The sequence below is a fragment of the Gemmatimonadota bacterium genome (assembly GCA_026702745.1).
Taxonomy (GTDB): Bacteria; JAAXHH01; JAAXHH01; order JAAXHH01; family JAAXHH01; genus JAAXHH01.
The window spans coordinates 92773-111548 of the sequence record JAPPBT010000068.1; the positions used below are offsets into that span (position 1 = coordinate 92773).

18 protein-coding genes are annotated in these 18776 nt (G+C 61.9%); 11 read left to right on the forward strand and 7 right to left on the reverse strand.

What is annotated here, in order from left to right:
* Positions 1–10: 10 nt before the first annotated feature.
* The 4 genes from OXH56_11970 to OXH56_11985 all read right to left on the reverse strand — a co-directional run bounded on the left by OXH56_11970 (position 11) and on the right by OXH56_11985 (position 4822).
* Positions 11–718 (reverse strand): dienelactone hydrolase family protein, encoded by a 708-nt coding sequence (locus OXH56_11970; GenBank protein MCY3556022.1) that lies wholly within the window; start codon positions 716–718, stop codon positions 11–13.
* A 108-nt stretch (positions 719–826) separates the two neighbouring features.
* The gene (locus tag OXH56_11975; protein ID MCY3556023.1) at positions 827–1324 is read right to left on the reverse strand and encodes a histidine phosphatase family protein; all 498 of its coding nucleotides are present in this window, start codon (positions 1322–1324) and stop codon (positions 827–829) included.
* A gap of 40 nt (positions 1325–1364) precedes the next feature.
* On the reverse strand, positions 1365–2228 hold the full coding sequence (locus OXH56_11980) for a carbon-nitrogen hydrolase family protein (GenBank protein ID MCY3556024.1): 864 nt from the start codon (positions 2226–2228) through the stop codon (positions 1365–1367).
* Between the two features lie 92 nt (positions 2229–2320).
* The gene (locus tag OXH56_11985; GenBank protein ID MCY3556025.1) at positions 2321–4822 is read right to left on the reverse strand and encodes a CehA/McbA family metallohydrolase; all 2502 of its coding nucleotides are present in this window, start codon (positions 4820–4822) and stop codon (positions 2321–2323) included.
* A 153-nt stretch (positions 4823–4975) separates the two neighbouring features.
* Between OXH56_11985 and OXH56_11990 the strand changes: the two genes are divergently transcribed.
* The 8 genes from OXH56_11990 to OXH56_12025 all read left to right on the forward strand — a co-directional run bounded on the left by OXH56_11990 (position 4976) and on the right by OXH56_12025 (position 12014).
* Complete coding sequence (locus tag OXH56_11990; protein ID MCY3556026.1) at positions 4976–6145, forward strand: ATP-binding protein; 1170 nt, start codon at positions 4976–4978, stop codon at positions 6143–6145.
* Positions 6146–6367: 222 nt separating this feature from the next.
* Positions 6368–6724: a cupin domain-containing protein gene (locus OXH56_11995; GenBank protein ID MCY3556027.1), complete on the forward strand. Its 357-nt coding sequence runs from the start codon at positions 6368–6370 to the stop codon at positions 6722–6724.
* A 112-nt stretch (positions 6725–6836) separates the two neighbouring features.
* Positions 6837–7163 (forward strand): hypothetical protein, encoded by a 327-nt coding sequence (locus tag OXH56_12000; GenBank protein ID MCY3556028.1) that lies wholly within the window; start codon positions 6837–6839, stop codon positions 7161–7163.
* Between the two features lie 2 nt (positions 7164–7165).
* Entirely contained in the window at positions 7166–8095 is a 930-nt protein-coding gene (locus tag OXH56_12005) for a sugar phosphate isomerase/epimerase (GenBank protein ID MCY3556029.1), read from the forward strand.
* A 45-nt stretch (positions 8096–8140) separates the two neighbouring features.
* The gene (locus OXH56_12010; protein ID MCY3556030.1) at positions 8141–10171 is read left to right on the forward strand and encodes an acetylxylan esterase; all 2031 of its coding nucleotides are present in this window, start codon (positions 8141–8143) and stop codon (positions 10169–10171) included.
* A gap of 427 nt (positions 10172–10598) precedes the next feature.
* Positions 10599–10928 (forward strand): hypothetical protein, encoded by a 330-nt coding sequence (locus OXH56_12015; protein ID MCY3556031.1) that lies wholly within the window; start codon positions 10599–10601, stop codon positions 10926–10928.
* Positions 10929–11320: 392 nt separating this feature from the next.
* On the forward strand, positions 11321–11530 hold the full coding sequence (locus tag OXH56_12020) for a hypothetical protein (GenBank protein MCY3556032.1): 210 nt from the start codon (positions 11321–11323) through the stop codon (positions 11528–11530).
* 103 nt (positions 11531–11633) lie between these two features.
* Positions 11634–12014, forward strand: a complete 381-nt coding sequence (locus OXH56_12025; protein MCY3556033.1) for a D-Ala-D-Ala carboxypeptidase family metallohydrolase — start codon at positions 11634–11636, stop codon at positions 12012–12014.
* A 291-nt stretch (positions 12015–12305) separates the two neighbouring features.
* On the opposite strand, the gene OXH56_12030 is transcribed toward OXH56_12025, so the two are convergent.
* The 3 genes from OXH56_12030 to OXH56_12040 are packed head-to-tail and all read right to left on the reverse strand — an operon-like array spanning position 12306 to position 13112.
* On the reverse strand, positions 12306–12569 hold the full coding sequence (locus OXH56_12030; protein ID MCY3556034.1) for a hypothetical protein: 264 nt from the start codon (positions 12567–12569) through the stop codon (positions 12306–12308).
* A 30-nt stretch (positions 12570–12599) separates the two neighbouring features.
* Positions 12600–12863: a hypothetical protein gene (locus tag OXH56_12035; protein ID MCY3556035.1), complete on the reverse strand. Its 264-nt coding sequence runs from the start codon at positions 12861–12863 to the stop codon at positions 12600–12602.
* A gap of 30 nt (positions 12864–12893) precedes the next feature.
* Positions 12894–13112, reverse strand: a complete 219-nt coding sequence (locus OXH56_12040; protein MCY3556036.1) for a hypothetical protein — start codon at positions 13110–13112, stop codon at positions 12894–12896.
* Between OXH56_12040 and OXH56_12045 the strand changes: the two genes are divergently transcribed.
* From OXH56_12045 to OXH56_12055, 3 genes are all read left to right on the forward strand, one after another.
* The gene (locus OXH56_12045; protein ID MCY3556037.1) at positions 13102–17265 is read left to right on the forward strand and encodes an Ig-like domain-containing protein; all 4164 of its coding nucleotides are present in this window, start codon (positions 13102–13104) and stop codon (positions 17263–17265) included. The genes OXH56_12040 and OXH56_12045 overlap by 11 nt on opposite strands.
* Positions 17266–17363: 98 nt before the next feature.
* Positions 17364–18185: a hypothetical protein gene (locus OXH56_12050; GenBank protein ID MCY3556038.1), complete on the forward strand. Its 822-nt coding sequence runs from the start codon at positions 17364–17366 to the stop codon at positions 18183–18185.
* Between the two features lie 364 nt (positions 18186–18549).
* Positions 18550–18776 (forward strand): hypothetical protein (locus OXH56_12055; protein MCY3556039.1); only part of this gene is annotated, 227 nt, incomplete at its 3' end.

The following is an 18776-nucleotide window of genomic DNA, read 5'->3' on the forward strand; positions in this document are numbered from 1 at the left end:
CATAGTCCGGCTACCGCGGTTCCGCCATCCATTCGGCCGAGACCCTGGCCAGCTCCTCCATGACGGGTTCGTCTGTATTCCGACGCTTCAGTACCTTGAATCCATGATCCGCGGTATCCACGACGTGCAGCGTCGCGGTTGGCAGGTCGTCCGCGACCGGCTGCAGAAGATCCAGGTCCGCCATCGAATCCCGCTGGCCGGACAGGAACAACATGGGCGCCTCGATCGCCTTCAGGTGTTCGGCGCGCTCCGCGTTCTTCTTGCTCGCGTGGAGTGGAAAGGCGTAAAACACGATGCCCCGCAGCCCTTCGACCGGTTCATGGGCACACGCCATTGACACCATGCGACCGCTCATGGAATGCCCGCCGGCGAACACCGGCAGCCCGTCGGCGTTTTCCTTCGCCGTCTCGATGGCCGCCCGCACCGTGGCCAGGCGCACCTTCTCGCCGTCCATCCCCCCGCCGCCCTTTTCGGAATAGGGATAGTTGAATCGCAAGGTGGCGACGCCGACATCATTCAGCGCGTCGCTAAGTTCCTCCATGAACCGATGGCGCATATTCGTGCCCGATCCGTGTCCGAGTACCAGCAGGGCATGTGCAGCGGCCTGGTCGTCGGAGCCGCCTGAGCCGTCCGGGCCAGCCGGCCTCGCCAGTATGGCCGAAACCTCGCCTTTCTCTTCAGTCGCAGTGAACTTCATTTCTCTCGTATCGACGGACATTCAACCCTCCAGCATTCCTCGTTTAGCTTCCTCCGGAATTCCTCATATATCTCCCTGCGGACCGTCCACGTAAAATAACCTTCTACTGCGTTGTGCTACTGCGATGCGCTACCGCGCCACGCGCTTCGGATAATCGTACAGCACTTCGTCGCCGGGCACCTCTCCCACGGTGGACCAAGTGTCAGCCTGGAACCGCAGGTGCAGCACGGCGCAGGTGGGCATATTGAAAATCTCTCTCGGGCCGATGTGATTCGCAAGATCCGTCAACCCGGGATTGTGCCCGAACAGCATCAGGCTATCCACCGAATCATCCGTGCCCCGGATCACTTGAAGCAGTTCGGCAACGCCCGCGTGAAAGAGGCGCTTCTCCTCCGCGATGCGCTCTCGGGGGTATCCGAGTTTCCCGGCTATGGTCCTCGCCGTGTCCAGTGCCCGGTCCGCGGAACTCGAAACGATCAGGTCCGGATCGTACCCACTCGCTGCCAGCCGCTCCCCCATCTCCGGCGCGTCCCGCTTCCCGCGCTTGTTCAGCGGCCGGTCATGATCGCTTAGGGTAGGGTCCTTCCAGCTCGACTTGGCGTGCCGTACCAGGATGAGTTCTTTCAACTGGAAGCGCTCCCATGGACGAGTTCCTTCGAACGACGACTCACGCCACCGATCGCCGGTCCGCCCTGGTCTTCGCGGGCAGGCTGAACGGTCGGTCGTGGCGGAGACTCGGCACGCGGCCGCGCGCGCTGGCGACGCTGCCCAGGTCCACCGTTGAGACGATGACGCCCACGTCTTCGCCGCCGTCGGCCAGGACCTCGCCCCACGGGGAGATGATGAGCGAATGACCGTACACTTCGCCGCCGCCCGGTATCGAACCCGCGGCACAGGGCGCCACCACCACGGCGCCGTTCTCGATGGCCCGGGCGCGGTTCAGCACGTGCCAGTGGGCCTGTCCCGTCGTCTTCGTGAACGCCGCCGGCACGGCGAGGATCTCGGCGCCGGCCTGGGCCAGCGTGCGGTAGAGCTGGGGAAAGCGCAGGTCGTAACAGGTGGTCATGCCGAGCCGGCCCCAGGGCGTGTCCGTCACCACGGCCGTCTCGCCGGGGGAAACGACATCCGATTCCCGGTACTGCTCGTCACGGGAGAGGTCCACGTCGAAGAGGTGGATCTTGTCGTAGCGCGCGCGGATCTCTCCCTGGTCGTCCACCAGGAAACCGCGATTGATGAGCCGGCCGTCGAGCCCGTCCACCGCCACGGAGCCGATGAGCGTCCACACGCCGGCGTTCCGCGCGAAATCCCGCAGGGACGCGACCACGGGATGGTCCGCTTCCGGCGCCGAAGGCGGACAGATCATACCGTTGTCGGTCCTCAGGCCGCCGCAGAACTCGGGCAGGCACACCAACTCGGCGCCTTTCGCCACTGCGTCGCCCGCCAGGTGGCCGGCGACCTCGATGGCCTCTTCGAAGGTCGCCGTGGCCGGCGTCTGGACACAACCGATGCGTATTACGTTGCTTGAACTCATGGCTTGCTCTCCTGTGATTGCGTAATGCTGATCTGCGAATCCTGACTTACTGATGCGGCCAGGGCACTCATGCATTCAGAATGCCCAGGCCACTAATGCGGTATCCCCAGCTGGTGCATCCTGCGGTGAATCGCCTCCCGGGCTTCGACAAAGGGCCGCTCCAGGTAGGCGAGATGGTCTTCCTCGCCGTGATGATGCGTGGCCGTGCCGGGCTCGTGCCGCACTGCGGTCCGGCAGATGTACTGCAGGTCGCCGTCGATGAGGGTGAGCATGTACTGGGCGGCGTCCCGGTCGAACATCCACCACTCGCCCCCGCAGGCGATGTAGATCGGCGAGGTGTGGGCGAAGATCCCCCGTCCCCAGCCGTCGTGATGGGGCACGCTGCTATAATCCGGCCCCGCGCATCTCGCGGCCAGCCAGGTGTGCCCGTCCACCTTCACGTGGGCCTTCAGCTCCAGGCGGCGCGTTCCGTTGCGGTCCTCCGTGGAGGCCACGACGCGTCCGCCCTGGACGATTTCCAGCGTGTGGATCGGGAAGATGCTCTCCGACCAGGCCTGGACCTCCACCGTGCCCGGACCCGACACCTGCACCGTGTCGCCCACCTGGTGCCCGTCCACGGAGAGGTGGATGATGGGACCGCCGCTGTGGAAGGTGCGCCCCTGCGAGACGGCGTTGCACCAGTTGTCGTAGGTGAAGTCCTGGTCGGGCATGTAGGCGTAGGTGCGGTACAGGCCGACGGGCACGTCGCTGCTCATCTTGTCCGTGCCGCCCACCAGCGGCAGCTTGTACCCGCAGTTGAGATAGCGGTAATATTCGATGTGGTTGAAGGGTTGGTGGCGCAGCATCTCCACGCCGTCCACGCGGCCCGTGGCGATGAGCGCCGCGGGTTCGCCGTTCGGGTTCGGAAGATGGGGGATGATGACCGAGCCGCCCTGCGCGTGGCACTGGTCCGCCCAGTCGCTCATGGTGATCTCGAGGGTGCCGCCCAGCTCCGCCTCGCCCGGACCGTCGGTGCACCAGGGCATCACCGGTTCCTTCAGGCCCCAGAGGATGAGGTGGCCCAGGAAGTGCTGTCGGTTCTCCTGGCCCACGTAGACGATGTTGTTCCCGTCCTGCGAGACGCTCGGCCGGCCCGTGAAATCCTCCGTGTTCGTGAACAGATTGCCCCACTGCGAGGGCAGCAGGTTCACGATGTTCAGGTCCTCCCCCTGGGACTCGGTGTGGCTGCCCTGCGTCGAGAGGAAGTGGACGTGCGAATCCCCGCTGTACCAGCCTTGCGCGTTCATGTTCACCCAGCGCTTCAGGCGAAGGGTCAGGTCCTGCTGGCCCGGTTCGATCTTCACCCGGGTCCGCAGCGGCTCGTACTCGAACCCCCGCGCCACGTCCACGATGACCTCGCCGCGGGGCAGCCACCCCTGGCACTTCCCGTCGATGTAGGCGTAGGTGATCTGTCCCAGCCGGAGATCCCCGCCGATGTCGATGTGCCAGGTGTCCAGGTTGGAGTTGACCTGGTTGTGGTGGCCGTAGGGCTGGTAGGGGATGCCTTCGGGCGAGCGGAAATGGACGCGACAGGGGACCGGCCTTCCCGTGTCGTCATCGAGGACGTTGACGTTTACCCAGTTCCGGCCCCGGTCCAGAAGCTCCACGCGCATGCGCGGCGTCTCGACCACCTTCTTCTGCTCGACGTCCCCCCATTTGACCTCGCCGACGGTTTCCTCGCCCTGCTTCACCGACACCGTCGCGGACGGGATGGCCGCCACTTCGAAGTAGGCCGGGCTCGACTTCGGGTTCTGCGCCTCGCCCCAGCCGGCGAAATCGTCGCCGACGAAGTCATCGGCCGATGCCTCGGGCAAGGGATGGACGTAGGAGGCGACACCCCGGTCCACGTCCACGCGCAGGTCGAAGGGCTTTTCGGCGTCCTCGGGATCGGTCAGCGTAAGGCGTGCCTCGCGTTTCCCCTGGCGAACGAAAGGATGCTCGTTGGCCTGCGAAACCGTCAGTCCGGCGATGATGAAAGGCGGCCCGGCCGGGATGACCTCCAACGATACGATCTCGCGGTCGGGATGGGGGTTCCGCCAGGCCCAGAGGTAGTATCCCCGGGAATAGTCGCCCGTGACTTCCGTCTGGCGCTTGCCCGAGTTGCCCCAGTTGTCCCCCGCGTAACGCCGCATCTTCACCGGGCCCCGATCCGTGAGGGCGATAAAAGGCTTGCCCCCCAGGGAGATATGGCCGATCTCAAAACGCTCGCGGATGGGCACGCGGATCTCCTCGCCGCTCTCCTTGCCGCCCTCCTTGCCGCCCTTCAGCCGGAACACGTATTCCGCCACGGGGATCCCCAGCGGACCGCCCTCCATCAGGTCGGATTTCAGCAGGCGATGGGCCAGGATCAGGCCCGTAGCCCGGCTGTTGACGGGAATGGTCACTCCGCCGGAGGCCTTATCGAATGCGATGAAGCAGTTCGCGGGATCGTCGTTTACCCGGAAGGGCAGGCCGCGGCACAGTTGTTCGCCGATGGGCGTGTTGGGCTTCTCATCCAGGACGTCGAGACCGGCGTTACACAGTGCGGACAGGTCGAGGGTCAGGTAGTCTGGCATGTGGGCGCCTCATTCCGAATGGAACTTATGGTGATGCAAGCGGCGTTTTGAAGCGTGTTTTTGTACAAATTTCAAATTGAACTTGAAAATTGTACAGAAGTCCGATATTTTGATCTCATGCGAAGGTATTAAACAAGAACCGGGACTGTTGCCATGATTTCAAGACAAATCGCCGGAGAACTGACCGCAACCGCGGCGGAATTTCCCGTGGTGACCATCATCGGGCCGCGTCAGGCGGGCAAAACCACGCTGGCAAGGATGCATTTCCCCGGGCACGCCTACGCGAACCTGGAAGCGCCCGATGCGCGCCAGCTTGCCATGGGCGATCCGCACGCCTTCTTCTCCCAGTTTCCGCCACCCGTCATCGTCGACGAGATCCAACGCGTACCCGAACTGCTGTCCGTCATCCAGGTCCTTGCCGACAGCAGCCGGGAACGCGGGCAGTTCATTCTCACGGGCAGCCACCAGTTGCGCCTGCAGGAAGCGGTCTCCCAATCCCTGGCCGGCCGAACCGCCCTCCTGCGCCTGCTGCCCCTGTCGATTTCGGAACTCGAAGCCGCCGGCATCCGCTGCACGCGGGACGAGTACATACACCAGGGATTCATGCCGAGGCTGTACGACGAAAACGTCGATCCGACCCGACTCTACCGCAGCTACTGTCAAACTTACATCGAGCGCGACATCAGGCAAATGATAAACATCCGAAGGCTGACGGATTTCGAACACTTCATGCGCCTGTTGGCCGGCCGCGTCGGCCAGGTACTGAACCTCCACGCGCTGGCCGGCGACCTGGGCGTGTCGAGCACCACGCTGAAGGAATGGCTATCGGTATTGGAAGCGTCGCACGCCGTCTTCAGGTTGAATCCCTATTTCGAGAACTTCGGCAAGCGCATCATCAAATCGCCGAAAATCTATTTCACCGATGTCGGACTGGCTTCCTACCTGCTCGGTATCGAATCTCCGGAACAGGCGGCCCGGGACCCGCTGATCGGCAATCTCTTCGAGAACATGGTCGTCATCGAAGCCTTGAAATACAGACTCAACGCGGGGAAAGAACCCGAACTCTACTTCTACCGCGACAACCGGGGCGATGAAGTCGACCTGCTGTTCAGGCGGAATCGGGAGTTGATCCCGATTGAGATCAAGTCGGCCATGACCTTCAATATGGAATTCGTTAAAGGGATCACGCGATTCCGTAAATTCGCGCCCGCCGCGCGGAAGGGATACGTCGTCTACGCGGGCGACCTAACCCCGGACCTGCCCGATGCCCGCGTGGTTCGTTTTACGGAGGTGGATACCATTTTTAAGGACTCCGCGTCATGACTACACATGGGATCACACCTCCCATTGATCCTTGATGTATCGTTAAGGGGGTCTTATAATACACTTTTGTAAAGTCATTCGAATAATGGCAGCAGTTTCAGACGGTCGGATAACCGCGACTTTTGATAGTCTGTTTACCGCCGCTTTCGTTGTTCGAAAAACCGCGACTTTCGATGATCCGTTCGCTTAACGCAACGCCACGCAAATCCGAAAGGAACTCCGATGGCCCACCACAAAGCCTTGATGAAGGGCGGCTTCCTCCTGCCCACGTGCGAGAAGCACTTCCACGACCATGACGAGACCTGGCTGATACTGAAAGGGAGCGGGACGGGATTCTGGATCGATCACGACTGCAACCGGGAGGATTTCGCCCTGGAAGCAGGCGACGTCTGGATGATCCCCGCGGGATTCGAACACGGTTGCGCCGGGACGAACAGCGAAGATTTCACAATCAGTGTGTTCGACGGGACGAAGCCGCCCGGATGCCACGATCACGCCCATTACTACATCGAAAACGAAGGGTACATTCCCTCGCTGGAACTGGTCAAGACGCCGACGGACCGATACGAATCGGCTTAGGTGGGCGAAGCGGTCCGGGTGCGCTGCCGCCGTATAACGCAAGCTGCCGCCGCATAACACCCTTTTTACATTCAGCACACGTATTCAAGAAACATCGACAAGGATCATCTACATGGATTCCAGGGACGACTGGGAGCGCGCCGAACACGACTACGTGCAGTGCCTGAAGCGGCTCGAGGCCGCCAGGGCCGATCTCGATGCGGCGCGCAAAGCGCTGCTGGACCTCACCCCGGAGGAGGGACGCAGCGGCAGGCTGCTCAACGTCCGCTACCGGAAGAACCGGGGCGCCGTGGACTGGAGGGCGGCGCTGCACGCGGTCCTGGAATCGGACGAAGTGGCCCTCGACGAAATCGGCGACAAGTACCGCAAACCGGAATCGGGCGCCTGGTACGTCCGGCTGAACAGACTGGCGGTGAACGCGCAGCGCCCGGGCGGGTAACCATGGACCTCAGTTTTTTCACGAGCGTGGGAGGGGACGCCTGGTCCCTGGCGGAATGCGCCGGCTGGGCGAAGGAGAACGGGTTCGACGCGGTGCGGCTTTCGGCCGGAGGGGCCGTCGAACCGGACCGCATCCTCGCCGACGGGCCCGGCGAGGTCAACGACACGCTGAAGTCGCATGGCGTCTACCTGGCCGCGCTGTCGGCCCACAATAACCTGCTGGACGACGACGTGGCGCAGGCGGACGCGGCGGAGGACCGGCTCCGCAAGGCCATCCTGGCGGCTTCGGCCCTGGGCGTTCCCGTGGTCGTCACCCACGCGGGCAGTCCCGTGGGCTGGCACTTCTACGGGCAGTTTTCGTCCCCGCCCGGGAACCCCGGCGACCGGTCCTTGGAACTGGTGGAACGGTTTAAGGCGCGTTATACGCCCATCGTGAAGCTGGCCGAAGACCACGGCGTCACCATCGCCCTGGACGGCGCGGTGCGCATGGGGAACATCGCCTGCAACCCGGAGATGTGGGAGCGGGTGCTCGACGCGGTGCCGTCCGATCACCTGGGCCTTTCCTGCGATCCTTCCCACTGGCTGTGGATGATGATCCTGCCCGCCGAGGACGCCATCCGCATGTTCGCGGGCAAGTGGGTCTACGCGGACGTGAAGGACGCCGAGGTGAGCCCGCGCATGCTGCTTCGCCAGGGCATCATCGGCAACTGGTGGTGGCAGTACCGCGTGCCGGGTCGGGGCCAGCTGAACTGGGGCACCGTCATCGGCGCCCTGGTCGAGTCGGGATATGACTACGTGCTCTGCGTCGAGAACGAGGACCGCGGCATGCCCGGGCTGGCCGGATTCGCCCTGGGATGCCGGCATCTTCGCCAGTTCCTCCCGCCCGCAGGCGCGGAGTACCAGCGGCCGGGCGGGCCCTGGAACGTATCCTGAGCGATTCTCGCGTGCACCGCCTGGTTTTACTCTTCGGAGCCCTCCATGTACAGCCATGATCCCCTGCCTCCCGTCGACCGCCGCAGGACCGAGATACGCCACCTGAACCTGCCCTGCGAGTTCGTCGCGCCTACCACGAAGGAAGCCTGGGAGAAGCGCGCCCGGTCGCTCAGGGAGCATATCCTGGTCAGCATGGGGCTCTGGCCGAACCCCGCCCGCAGCCCGCTGAACGCGGAGATCACGCACCGCGTCGAACGCGATGGGTACAGCATCGAGAACGTACGATTCCAGAGTCTGCCGGGATTCTACGTGACCGGGAACCTGTACCGCCCCGCCGGGGACGAAGGCTCAAGCCCCGACAGCCCCCGCCCGGCTATCCTGAATCCCCACGGCCACTGGAAGGAGGGCAGGCTGGCCCACGAGCCCGATGGGTCCATACCGGCCCGGTGCATCAACTTCGCCCTCCAGGGTTACGTGGCCTTCGCGTGGTCCATGGCCGGCTACAACGACAGCACGCAACTGGACCACCGGACGTTCGGCGACGACCGGAAGCAGCTCTGGGGACTCAGCCTCATGGGGCTGCAGCTCTGGAACGGCATGCGTTCCGTCGATCTCCTCCAGTCGCTGCCGGACGTGGACAACAGCCGCATCGCATGCACCGGGGCCTCGGGCGGCGGGACGCAGACCTTCATGCTCACCGCCGTGGACGACCGCGTTCGGGCTGCCGCGCCCGTGAACATGGTGTCGGCGCACATGCAGGGCGGATGCATCTGCGAGAACGGCCCCAATCTCCGCATCGAAACAAACAACATGGAGATCGCCGCCCTCGCCGCGCCGCGGCCGCTGCTGCTGGTGTCCGCCACGGGAGACTGGACGGTAAATACGCCCGAGCTGGAGTACCCGGCCATCCGGGCGGTCTATGCGCTCTACGACGCGGAGGATCACCTGACGCAGGTGCAGATCGACGCGGGCCATAACTACAATGCCGCCAGCAGGGAGGCCGTGTACGCCTGGTTCGGCAGGTGGATGCTGGACAGCGAAAGCGGCAATCAGTTTTCGGAGCGGCCCGTCGAACCGGAACCGCCGGAATCGATGCTGGCGGTTACGGCCGAAAACCGGCCGGAAGACTGGGTCGACGAAGAGGGGTTGACGGACGTATGGATCGATCGCGCCCGGAAGCAGCTCAATAAGATGAAGCCCTCCGACGCCAGGTCGCTGCGCAGGTTCCGGCAGGTCATGTCGGCCGGATTCCGATCGATCATCGGATCCCCCAACGCGGCCGACGGCGACCTGGTCGCGACCTGCCTGGGCATGCACCGGTCCGATTCCTGTATGGTCCAGTCAGGATTCATGGGATGGCAGCGCTTCGGCGATCGGGTTCCCTTCATCGAATTTCGCCCGCCGGACCCTCTTCACGGCGCCGTCCTCGTGGTTCATCCCGACGGCGCGTCGGCAATGACGCAGGATAACGGGCGGGATCCCGGCCCGCTTGTTCAGCACCTGCTGGGCAAGGGCCTGCTCGTCCTGTCGGCGGACGTCTTTCTCACGGACCTGGCGGACAATGAGAGTGAGGAAAGAGACCCGGCGGGCATTGACCCGGCGGACCGCGAACCGGCCTCCGGGGAACACGCCTACTTCTCGACCTACAACCGCACCACGACCGCGAACCGCGTGCAGGACATCCTTACGGCCGTCGCCTGGCTTCGGCGAACCGGCGGCGTTGCCTCGGTGTCCCTGGTCGGCATCGGCGCGGCCGGTCCGTGGTGCCTGCTGGCCTGCGGTCTTTCGCCCCACATCGACCGCGCCGTGATCGACGCCGACCGATTCGAGACGGACAGCGATGAGGCGTACGAAAGCAGGCTGTTCATTCCGGTGCTGCGGCGCCTGGGCGGGCTGTCCGCGGCCGCGGCCCTCGCGACCCCGGCCGAGTTGTATCTGCACCATACCGGCCAGGCGTTTGAAACCGATGATATAGAAGCAGCCTACCGTGCGGCGGATGCGCTGGACCGCCTCAGAACCCAGCGTACTCCCGCGGATATGCCCCAGGTCGTCGCGTGGATCGACGAAGGTCCCTAGACTCAGGTCCCTAGACGAAGGGTCTGCGTATGCAACGTGTGCCAGAATGGCGACCGCGCCCGGTTACCGGAATGAAGTTTTTTCTTCCTCAAATATCAGAAAGCCCGTAACTCCCCCTGACGCAATAGTATACCGTCCGTCTGTCCGGTGAATGTCCCCCGCCCGCCCTCGAACAACCCCCTTCCAACAGCCGTTCCTCGCAACCCGTACGTTTACAATAACTTTCGGTATTCGCGGCACGCCGGAAACGGGCTAATGCGGGTAATTTGCGCCAAATTCCCGGACCCAATCGAATAAAAAACCTGTTGACATATTCCGCTCTTAACTAAACATTAGTTTTGTACATATTTCATAACTTTCAACCGTGCAGGATTCGAACATTCCTGCATGGTTTATGCCGTCCGGAGGACGGAGAAAGGCTTTTCTCATGACCGTCTCCAACATTCCCCAGTGCTGCGGCCAGTCCATGTCTCTCGTGACCGGCGATCGTCCCTACTGGAACTGCCCGGTGTGCGGAAACCGGCTTGACCGGGAATGTACCACCGTTTCACCGCGCGGGAACGGGTGCGAGCACCCGGATGAACCGGAATCCGGCGGAAATCAGGCCGAGCACCCCGAAGACGAATCCAAGATTTCGGACCCCGTTACGGACTACGAGCCGAGGTGCTGGAAGTGCGGCCGCATGCTGGGCAAGTACTTCACCCGACCCTGGAGCATCCGGTGCCGCAGGTGCAAGGCAAACAACCAGGCACAATGAAAGGAGCTTAAGCGGTCACTGCAGTAAAGGCCACTGCAGCAAAAAAGGAAACAAATCGCGTTTTTTTGAAAAACCCGCTTGACAGATATGCTATACACATGTATAGTACTGTCATGCTGCCCGTGCCAGGAGCGCGGGCGTCACTGAAAACCGCATCAGAATACCCTCGCGTCCCTTAGCGGACCCGCACCCCGCGGACCTTCAAGCGTCCCCGTGCCACTTCTGATCCACCTACGGCACGGGGTTTTTTTATGTCCTTTCCCGAAAAACCGACTCGCTCGAACACACGGCCGGCGGCGCGCCTGGAAGCGATACGCGACTGGGCGCTCGCCCGCTGCATCGCGCTTTTCACCGCTCTACCGGGCTCGAGGCATGAGCCGGAGAAAGTCAAAATGCCCGAAAACATCTCAGTCTGGATCGTCGTCGTCGGCGTCCTGACCGCACTCTGGATTTTCATCTTCAAGTTCATCGCTCCCTTTGTCGACCGCATGACCATGCGCGAGGTCCGCCTGTCGAAGATCGAACGGGACATCGAGAACCTGACCGCCAAGATCGATCTGATCTACGAGGTCGTGCTCGACAGGCACAGGGAGCAGGAATGATGGGGCATCGGCAATCGTATCGTTCACCGCAGTACACAAAGGTCTTCCCTCTCCGAAGTCTGCGCCCCTCGACGCGAGGGAGGGAAGACAAGGAGGTTTGCAGATGAAGTCATGGCCGTTCTTCCCGAACCAGGTCCTTTCCTCGCCGGACACCGGCCGGCACGAGATGGACGAGCGCTTCATGCTCCGGCTCGTGGCGCTGCGCCAGGAATTCGGTTTCCCGCTTATCATCACGTCGGCGTACCGGTCGCCGGCGCACAACGCGAAGGTGGGGGGCCGTCCCCGTTCCGCTCACCTGGCCGGCCGGGCCGTGGACATCGCCATTTCGGGCGACAAGGCGCACCGGCTCGTCCGCATGGCGCTCATGTTCGGTTTCACCGGCGTCGGCATCCGGCAGCGGGGAGACTTCCGAAGCCGCTACGTGCACCTCGACGATCTCGACAAGGCGCCGGGTATACCCCGTCCGGCGATATGGAGCTATTGACCACCCGGAACGGACGAGGGTCCGGCCGGAAACACTCATCCACCAACGGATGCACACCATGAAAGGAAATGTCATGTTTCGCGTACTACTGACTCTTTTGCTGCTCGCGACCGGACCGGGACAGGCCGCGCGCGGGGCAGTGCCGGGGTCTCCCTTCGGCCCGGCGCCTCCGCAGAACCAGGCGCCGGAAACGGTGGACTACATCGACGTCGGGACGCTGTATGTCGGAGGCTCCTCGGCGACGGTCAACGCCTCTTCGTACTTTTCAGATCCCAATGACGACACACTCACCTATTCGGTGAACAACCCGAGTCCGACGGTCGCCACGGTGAGTATATCGGGAAGCACCGTCACGATCGCGCCCGTCGCGGTGGGCACGACCGGCAAGATCGTCGTCACCGCCGAGGACCCGGGCGGGCTCACCGCCACCCAGGACTTCAACGTCTCCGTGGAGAACGCCCCGCCGCCGAACAGGACGCCCACGGCCGTGGGATCCATCTCCAATGTAACGCTGCGGGTGGGAGGCTCTTCGGCCACGCGAAGCGTGTCGGGCAAGTTCTCCGATCCGGACGGTGACGCCCTTACCTATTCGGTAAACGATCCGGACACGTTGATCGTCTCGGTGAGCATCTCGGGAAGCACCGTCACGATCGCGCCCGTGGCCGCCGGCACGACCGGCAAAATCATCGTCACGGCCAGGGACCCGGGCGGCCTGACCGCCACCCAGGACTTCACCGCAACCGTGGAGAATCCCCCGCCAGTGAACCGCGCACCCACGGCCGTGGGGTCCATCTCCAATGTGACGCTGCAGGTGGGGGGCACCTCGGCCACACGAAGCGTATCGGGCAAGTTCACCGATCCGGATGGTGACACGCTCACTTATTCGGTGAATAACCCGAATCCGTCCATCGCCGGCGTGAGCATCTCGGGAAGCACCGTCACGGTGAAGCCCAAAGCAGCAGGCACGACCGGCAAGATCATCGTAACGGCCAGGGACCCGGGCGGCCTCACCGCTACCCAGGACTTCACCGCCACGGTGAGCAATCCGCCACCACCGCCTCCGACGCCGAACAGGGCGCCCACGGCCGTGGGATCCATTTCGGATGTCTCCCTCAGCAAGGGCGGATCCTCGGCCACACGAAGCGTTTCGGGCAAGTTCTCCGATCCGGACGGCGACACGCTTACCTATTCGGTGAATAGCCCGAGTCCGTCCATCGCCGCCGTGAGCATATCGGGAAGTACCGTCACGATTTCACCGGTGGCTACCGGCTCAACGGGCAAGATCATCGTCACGGCCAGGGACCCCGATGGAGAGACCGCGACGCAGGATTTCACCGCTACGGTGGTCAACGACCCGCCACAGCCCGAGGGGAGCATCTCCGATGTAACCCTGTACAAAAAAGGAAAGACACGGAGCGTGTCTGTTTCGAGCAAGTTTTCCGATCCCAACGGCGACACGCTCACCTACTCAGCCTCATCGTCCAGAACGAGCGTGGCGACCGTCGGTGTATCGGGCAGCACGGTGACGGTCAGGTCGGGGGTAACAGGCACGGCCACGATCACCGTCACCGCGACAGATACCGACGACGCCACCGCTACGCAGGGCTTTGACGTCAGAGTGATAAACCGGCCTCCTGGACTACGGAAAATCATTCCTGCAATGACATTCCACAGGAACCAGGCTGCTCAAAGTGTCGACTTGTCGGATCATTTCAACGATGAAGATAACGACACCCTCACCTATACGGCCTCGTCGGGTGATACGTCCGTGGCCACGGTCAGTGTTTCAGGCAGCTCTATTTCTGTTGATCCCGGTATACTCGGCTCTACCCGAATAACCGTGACGGCCGAAGATACGGACAACGCAAGAAGAACACACAGCTTCAGCGTAGCGGTAGAAAACAGGCCTCCCAGGGTTACGCGTGCCATTTCTGCCATATCACTCAACAAGAATCGTTCGACAAGCATCAACGCATCCAGCCACTTCTCGGATCCGGATGGCGATACCATCACCTTCTCGGCCAGAACGTCCAATACGGGAATGGTAAGCGTCAGCGTCTCCGGAAATTCCGTGACGATCGCATCCAAAAATGACGGCGGCGACGCGACCGTTACGGTGACGGCTACGGATGCGCTCGACGATTCTGTTTCAACTGATTTTACGGTTACTGTGCTTAACAGATCACCGCGGACGAGAGGATCGATCGGTGGAGTTTCCCTCTACAAAAAATCGCACACCCTTGACGTAGACGTCTCGGGCAAATTCACCGATCCCGATGGAGATACGCTTACATACAGCGCGACATCGTCCAATACGGCCGTGGCCACCGCCAGTGTGTCCGGCAGCACCGTCACGATCACCTCCGGCAGAACTGGAAATGCGACGATCACCGTGAAAGCCGAAGACATTGACAAGGCTTCGGCCGCTCAGACCATAAGCGTATCCGTGACCAACCGTTCACCGGAGATCGTGGACAGCTTTGCAGACGTAAACCTCAGGGTGGGAGGCCCATCGAAGCGTTTCGACGTGTCGGGCGTTTTCTCCGACCCTGATTCAGACACGCTCACCTTTACGGTAGACGACCCGGATACCTCAGTAGCCAGGGTCAGCATATCAGGCAGCGAGGTGACGGTGGCTCCCAAGTCCCAGGGAGAGATCGGCAAGGTCACGGTGACCGCAACCGATAACGACCCGATACCTGCAAGTATATCGGAGGATTTCAGAGTCGTCGTGGGGCCTGAGGATACGACACCTACACCCTGCCCGGCGGCAAACACTGTCCCCATCTCGGTCCCAGCTATGTCAGCTGGGGGAGATTCTGTGACGATGGTCGTATCGGCCTACTTCACGATACCGACAGGCGTCACCGCGACCTACAGCACCACAAATCCGAGCCCGGGCATTGCGAATGTGAGCATCTCCGGAGACACGCTGACGATCAGACCCGTAACCCAGGGGCATACCGGGAAGGTCATCGTCACAGCCAGTGCCACCGGGTGCACTGATGTCACAAGAGACTTCAACGTATCAGTTGGACCACCAAAGGATCCCCCTCCTCCCTCCTGCCCGACAGTAAATACCGTCCCCATCACAGTTCCGACCATGTCCGCTGGCGGGGATTCGGTAACGATCGACGTATCGGCGTACTTTACGATACCGACAGGCGTCACCGCGACTTACAGCGCCAACAACCCGAGTCCGGGCATTGCGAATGTGAGCATCTCTGGAGACACGCTTACCATCGAGCCCATAACCCAGGGAGATACCGGAAAGGTCATCGTCACGGTCAGCGCGACCGGGTGCACCAACGTCACGCGGGACTTCAACGTATCGGTCGGGCCACCAGTAGTTCCACCCCCTCCATCCTGTCCAACGGCAAACACCGAGGTCATTGAAGTCCCTTTTGTTTGCGTGGGAGGAGATCCGGTGACGATGGTCGTATCGACCTACTTTACGATTCCGACAGGCTTCAGCCCGACCTACAGTACCAACAACCCGGATACTACTAAAGCGAATGTGAGTATTTCCGGAGACACGCTTACCATCGACCCCAAAACCCACGGAGATACCGGTAAGGTCATCATTACAGCAAGTGCAGACGGGTGTACCGATGTCACGCGAGACTTCAACGTGAACATCGCAGCTGCGCCTTCGGCATCCGAATGTCCCGCGGTAAAGCAAACCCAGCCCAGCCGAGACGTATCGCTGTTAGTCGGCGGAAGCACTGTCGACGTAAACCTCAACGCCCATTTCACCAACCTGGCCAGCAACGGGATCGATTACGCTATCGAATCATCGAATTCCGACGTGGCTACAGCCAGTCGAACGGACACCACACTGACTATATCTCCTGGGATCGCCGGAACTGCCCAGGTTACGGTTACGGTTTCCAGATGTGGATGTGGAACCGCAGTCAGCCAGGTATTCAACGTCAGGGTGGACCCCCAGGCACCACCGCCTGAGATCACCGTGACTGTAAGTCCTGCTTCGGCATCAATCCAGAAGGGCGAGACGCAGCAGTTCACTGCGAAGGCCACCGACTCGGCCGGTACAGAGATAACGGGCAAAACCTTTACCTGGACGAGCAGCGACACCACGGTCGCGACCATCAGTTCATCGGGGCTGGCCACGGCCGTGAATGCAGGTTCGACGACCATCACGGCGGAGACAGACGATGTTTCTGGTACGGCTTCACTCACCGTCACCGAACCGCCAATCTGTCCCATGCTGAAGGGCAGCATAGCTGATCAGACGCTCACCTTGGGAGGGAGCGCCGCCCAGATCGATCTGACGCAGTATTTCTCGCTTCCGGTGGATTTCGTCCCGATCTACGTAGTCAACTCGACCGATACGAGCGTAACGACGACCAGTCTTGCGGGAGCCATGCTGACGGTAACACCCTCGGCCGCCGGCATGGATACGATAAGCGTTACGGTCAGCAAGCAGGATTGCGATGCTGTGAAGCAGTCCTTTGTAGTCACCGTGATCCTGCCCTGCCCAGCCGCGATCGCGGACGCACCCATCCCGGCCCAGACGTTGATCGCGGGCGCGGGCACGACGGAAATCGATCTGACGCAACACTTCGAACACATCGATCAGGACGATATCGAAATCACGGTAACGTCCCCAAGTCCGGGAATCGCCACGGCGGCAATCGAGGGAACCAACCTGAAAATCGATCCGGTGGCGGCCGGCCAGATCGAGGCCATCGCGGTAACGGTTACCGATACGGCCGAAAGTGATCCATGCGATCCCGTGTCACTGTCCTTCATGGTCACGGTGGAGGCCGCGGTGGATAATCCGGGTCTCTATCCCTGGTCGGTCTCCGGTGAGCACGTCTACCGGCTTAATGGCAACGTGGGCATCGGCGTGGAAGTTCCGGACCAGAAGCTCGTCGTGGACGGGACGGTCAAGGCGGAGGGGTACCGGCTGAGGATGATCCCTGCCGACTACGTGTTCGAGGAGGGTTACGACCTCCTTTCTCTGGATGAAGTGGACTCGTACATCCGGAAACACGGCCATCTGCCGGGTGTGGCCTCCGGTGCGGAGATGAAGGCCAACGGCCTGGGCATCAGCCGGATGCAGACCACGCTTCTGGAGAAAATCGAGGAACTGTCGCTCTACATCATCGCGCAGCACGAACAGCTTCGCGAACAGGGCGACCGCCTCGCCTCGCAGCAGCAGAAGCTGGAGATTCAAAAGACGCAGGTAAGTGAGCTGGAGCAACGGCTCAGGAGATGGGAAAGATGACTTTCTGGCAGGATCCACATCCCGGGAACCGCAAAGCCCGGGAATCGCGAAGCACCAGGGTTACCATTAACCATAGAAAGGAGCAAGTCATGTTCAGGATGTTTTTAAACGTTGCGATGCTGGTGGCACTCATCACGCCAGGCACACAGGCCGCAGTCAAGTTCGAAGACGCGTTCGCCGAACCGTTCGCCGGACCGGCTCCCGACCAGTCGACACCGACGCTGGGGACCATACCGGCGCAGGCCGTAGCGATCTGCTGCGAGCTCGAGCTGGACCTGTCCACCTTCGTTACCGGCATGATCGGAACGCTTGAGTTCGGAGCGACTACGCCGGACACGGAAGTTGTGACTTTGAGCCTGAGCGGCAGCGAGCTTACGATCACAGCCGTAGCGGAAGGCCAGGCGCAGATCACGGTGACGCTGGGACAAACGATGAATACCGCCTTTACGGTCACCGTGCAAGCTGGCAGTCCGTGGTCGGTGTCGGACGCCGGCAACGTCTACCGGCTTGAAGGCAACGTGGGCATCGGCGTGGACGACCCGGACGAGCGGCTCGTCGTGGACGGCCGCATCAAGGCCGAGGAGATCCGCCTGGAGGATGTCACGCCCGCCGACTACGTCTTCGACGAGGACTACGACCTCATGTCCCTGGACGCGTTGAAGGAACACATCCGGGAACGCGGACACCTGCCGGGCATCGCCCCGGGCGCACAGATGGAAGCCGAAGGCGTCAGCGTCGGCCGGATGCAGACCCGGCTGCTGGAGAAGGTGGAGGAACTGATGCTCTACACCATCGACCAGCACAGAACGCTTTCGTCCCAGCGTGAGGTGATCGACGCGCAGGAACAGCAGCTTGCCAGGCAAGAACGGTACATCCAGTCGCTGGAGCAGCGGCTGTCTAAACTGGAACAGAACCGGTGATCGACGTTGCACGCGCAACGCGCCGGTACGCCCGGGGACCGGTAAAGGTACCGGTCCATCGGGGCCTTACGAGGAGTTACAGGAAAATCCAATCGATTGCGACTGACGAAACCAACAAAGAGGACTCGTAACACCACAACGCCCGTGCGATTCGCATAGGCTCATAAACAACCGCTTCAGAATACCCTCGCGTCCCCTCAGCGGACCCGCACCCCGCGGACCTTCATGCGTCCCCGTGCTACTTCTGATCGTCTCTCGGCACGGGGTTTTCTATGCCCGCAAAAGACATCAGTCTCACGTCCCGATAACGAGTTGCCCAGATCCAGGCCGGATGGCCGTTCCATCCGCTGTCAAGGAGCGCATCATGCCAGTTTTCACCCACTACATCCACACGTTGACCATGCGCATTTCGCGCAAGCACCGGACCGCAGTAACCATTGTAAAGGACCTCATCATGCAAAGACGCTTATGCCATTTCGCCCTGAGGACGCTCCTCGGCCTCCTGATCCTTTCCATGGCAGCACTGAACGTGCACAGCCAGACGACGATCACCGATGCCGCCAAAGGCGCCTATGACTTCGACAGCCTCTC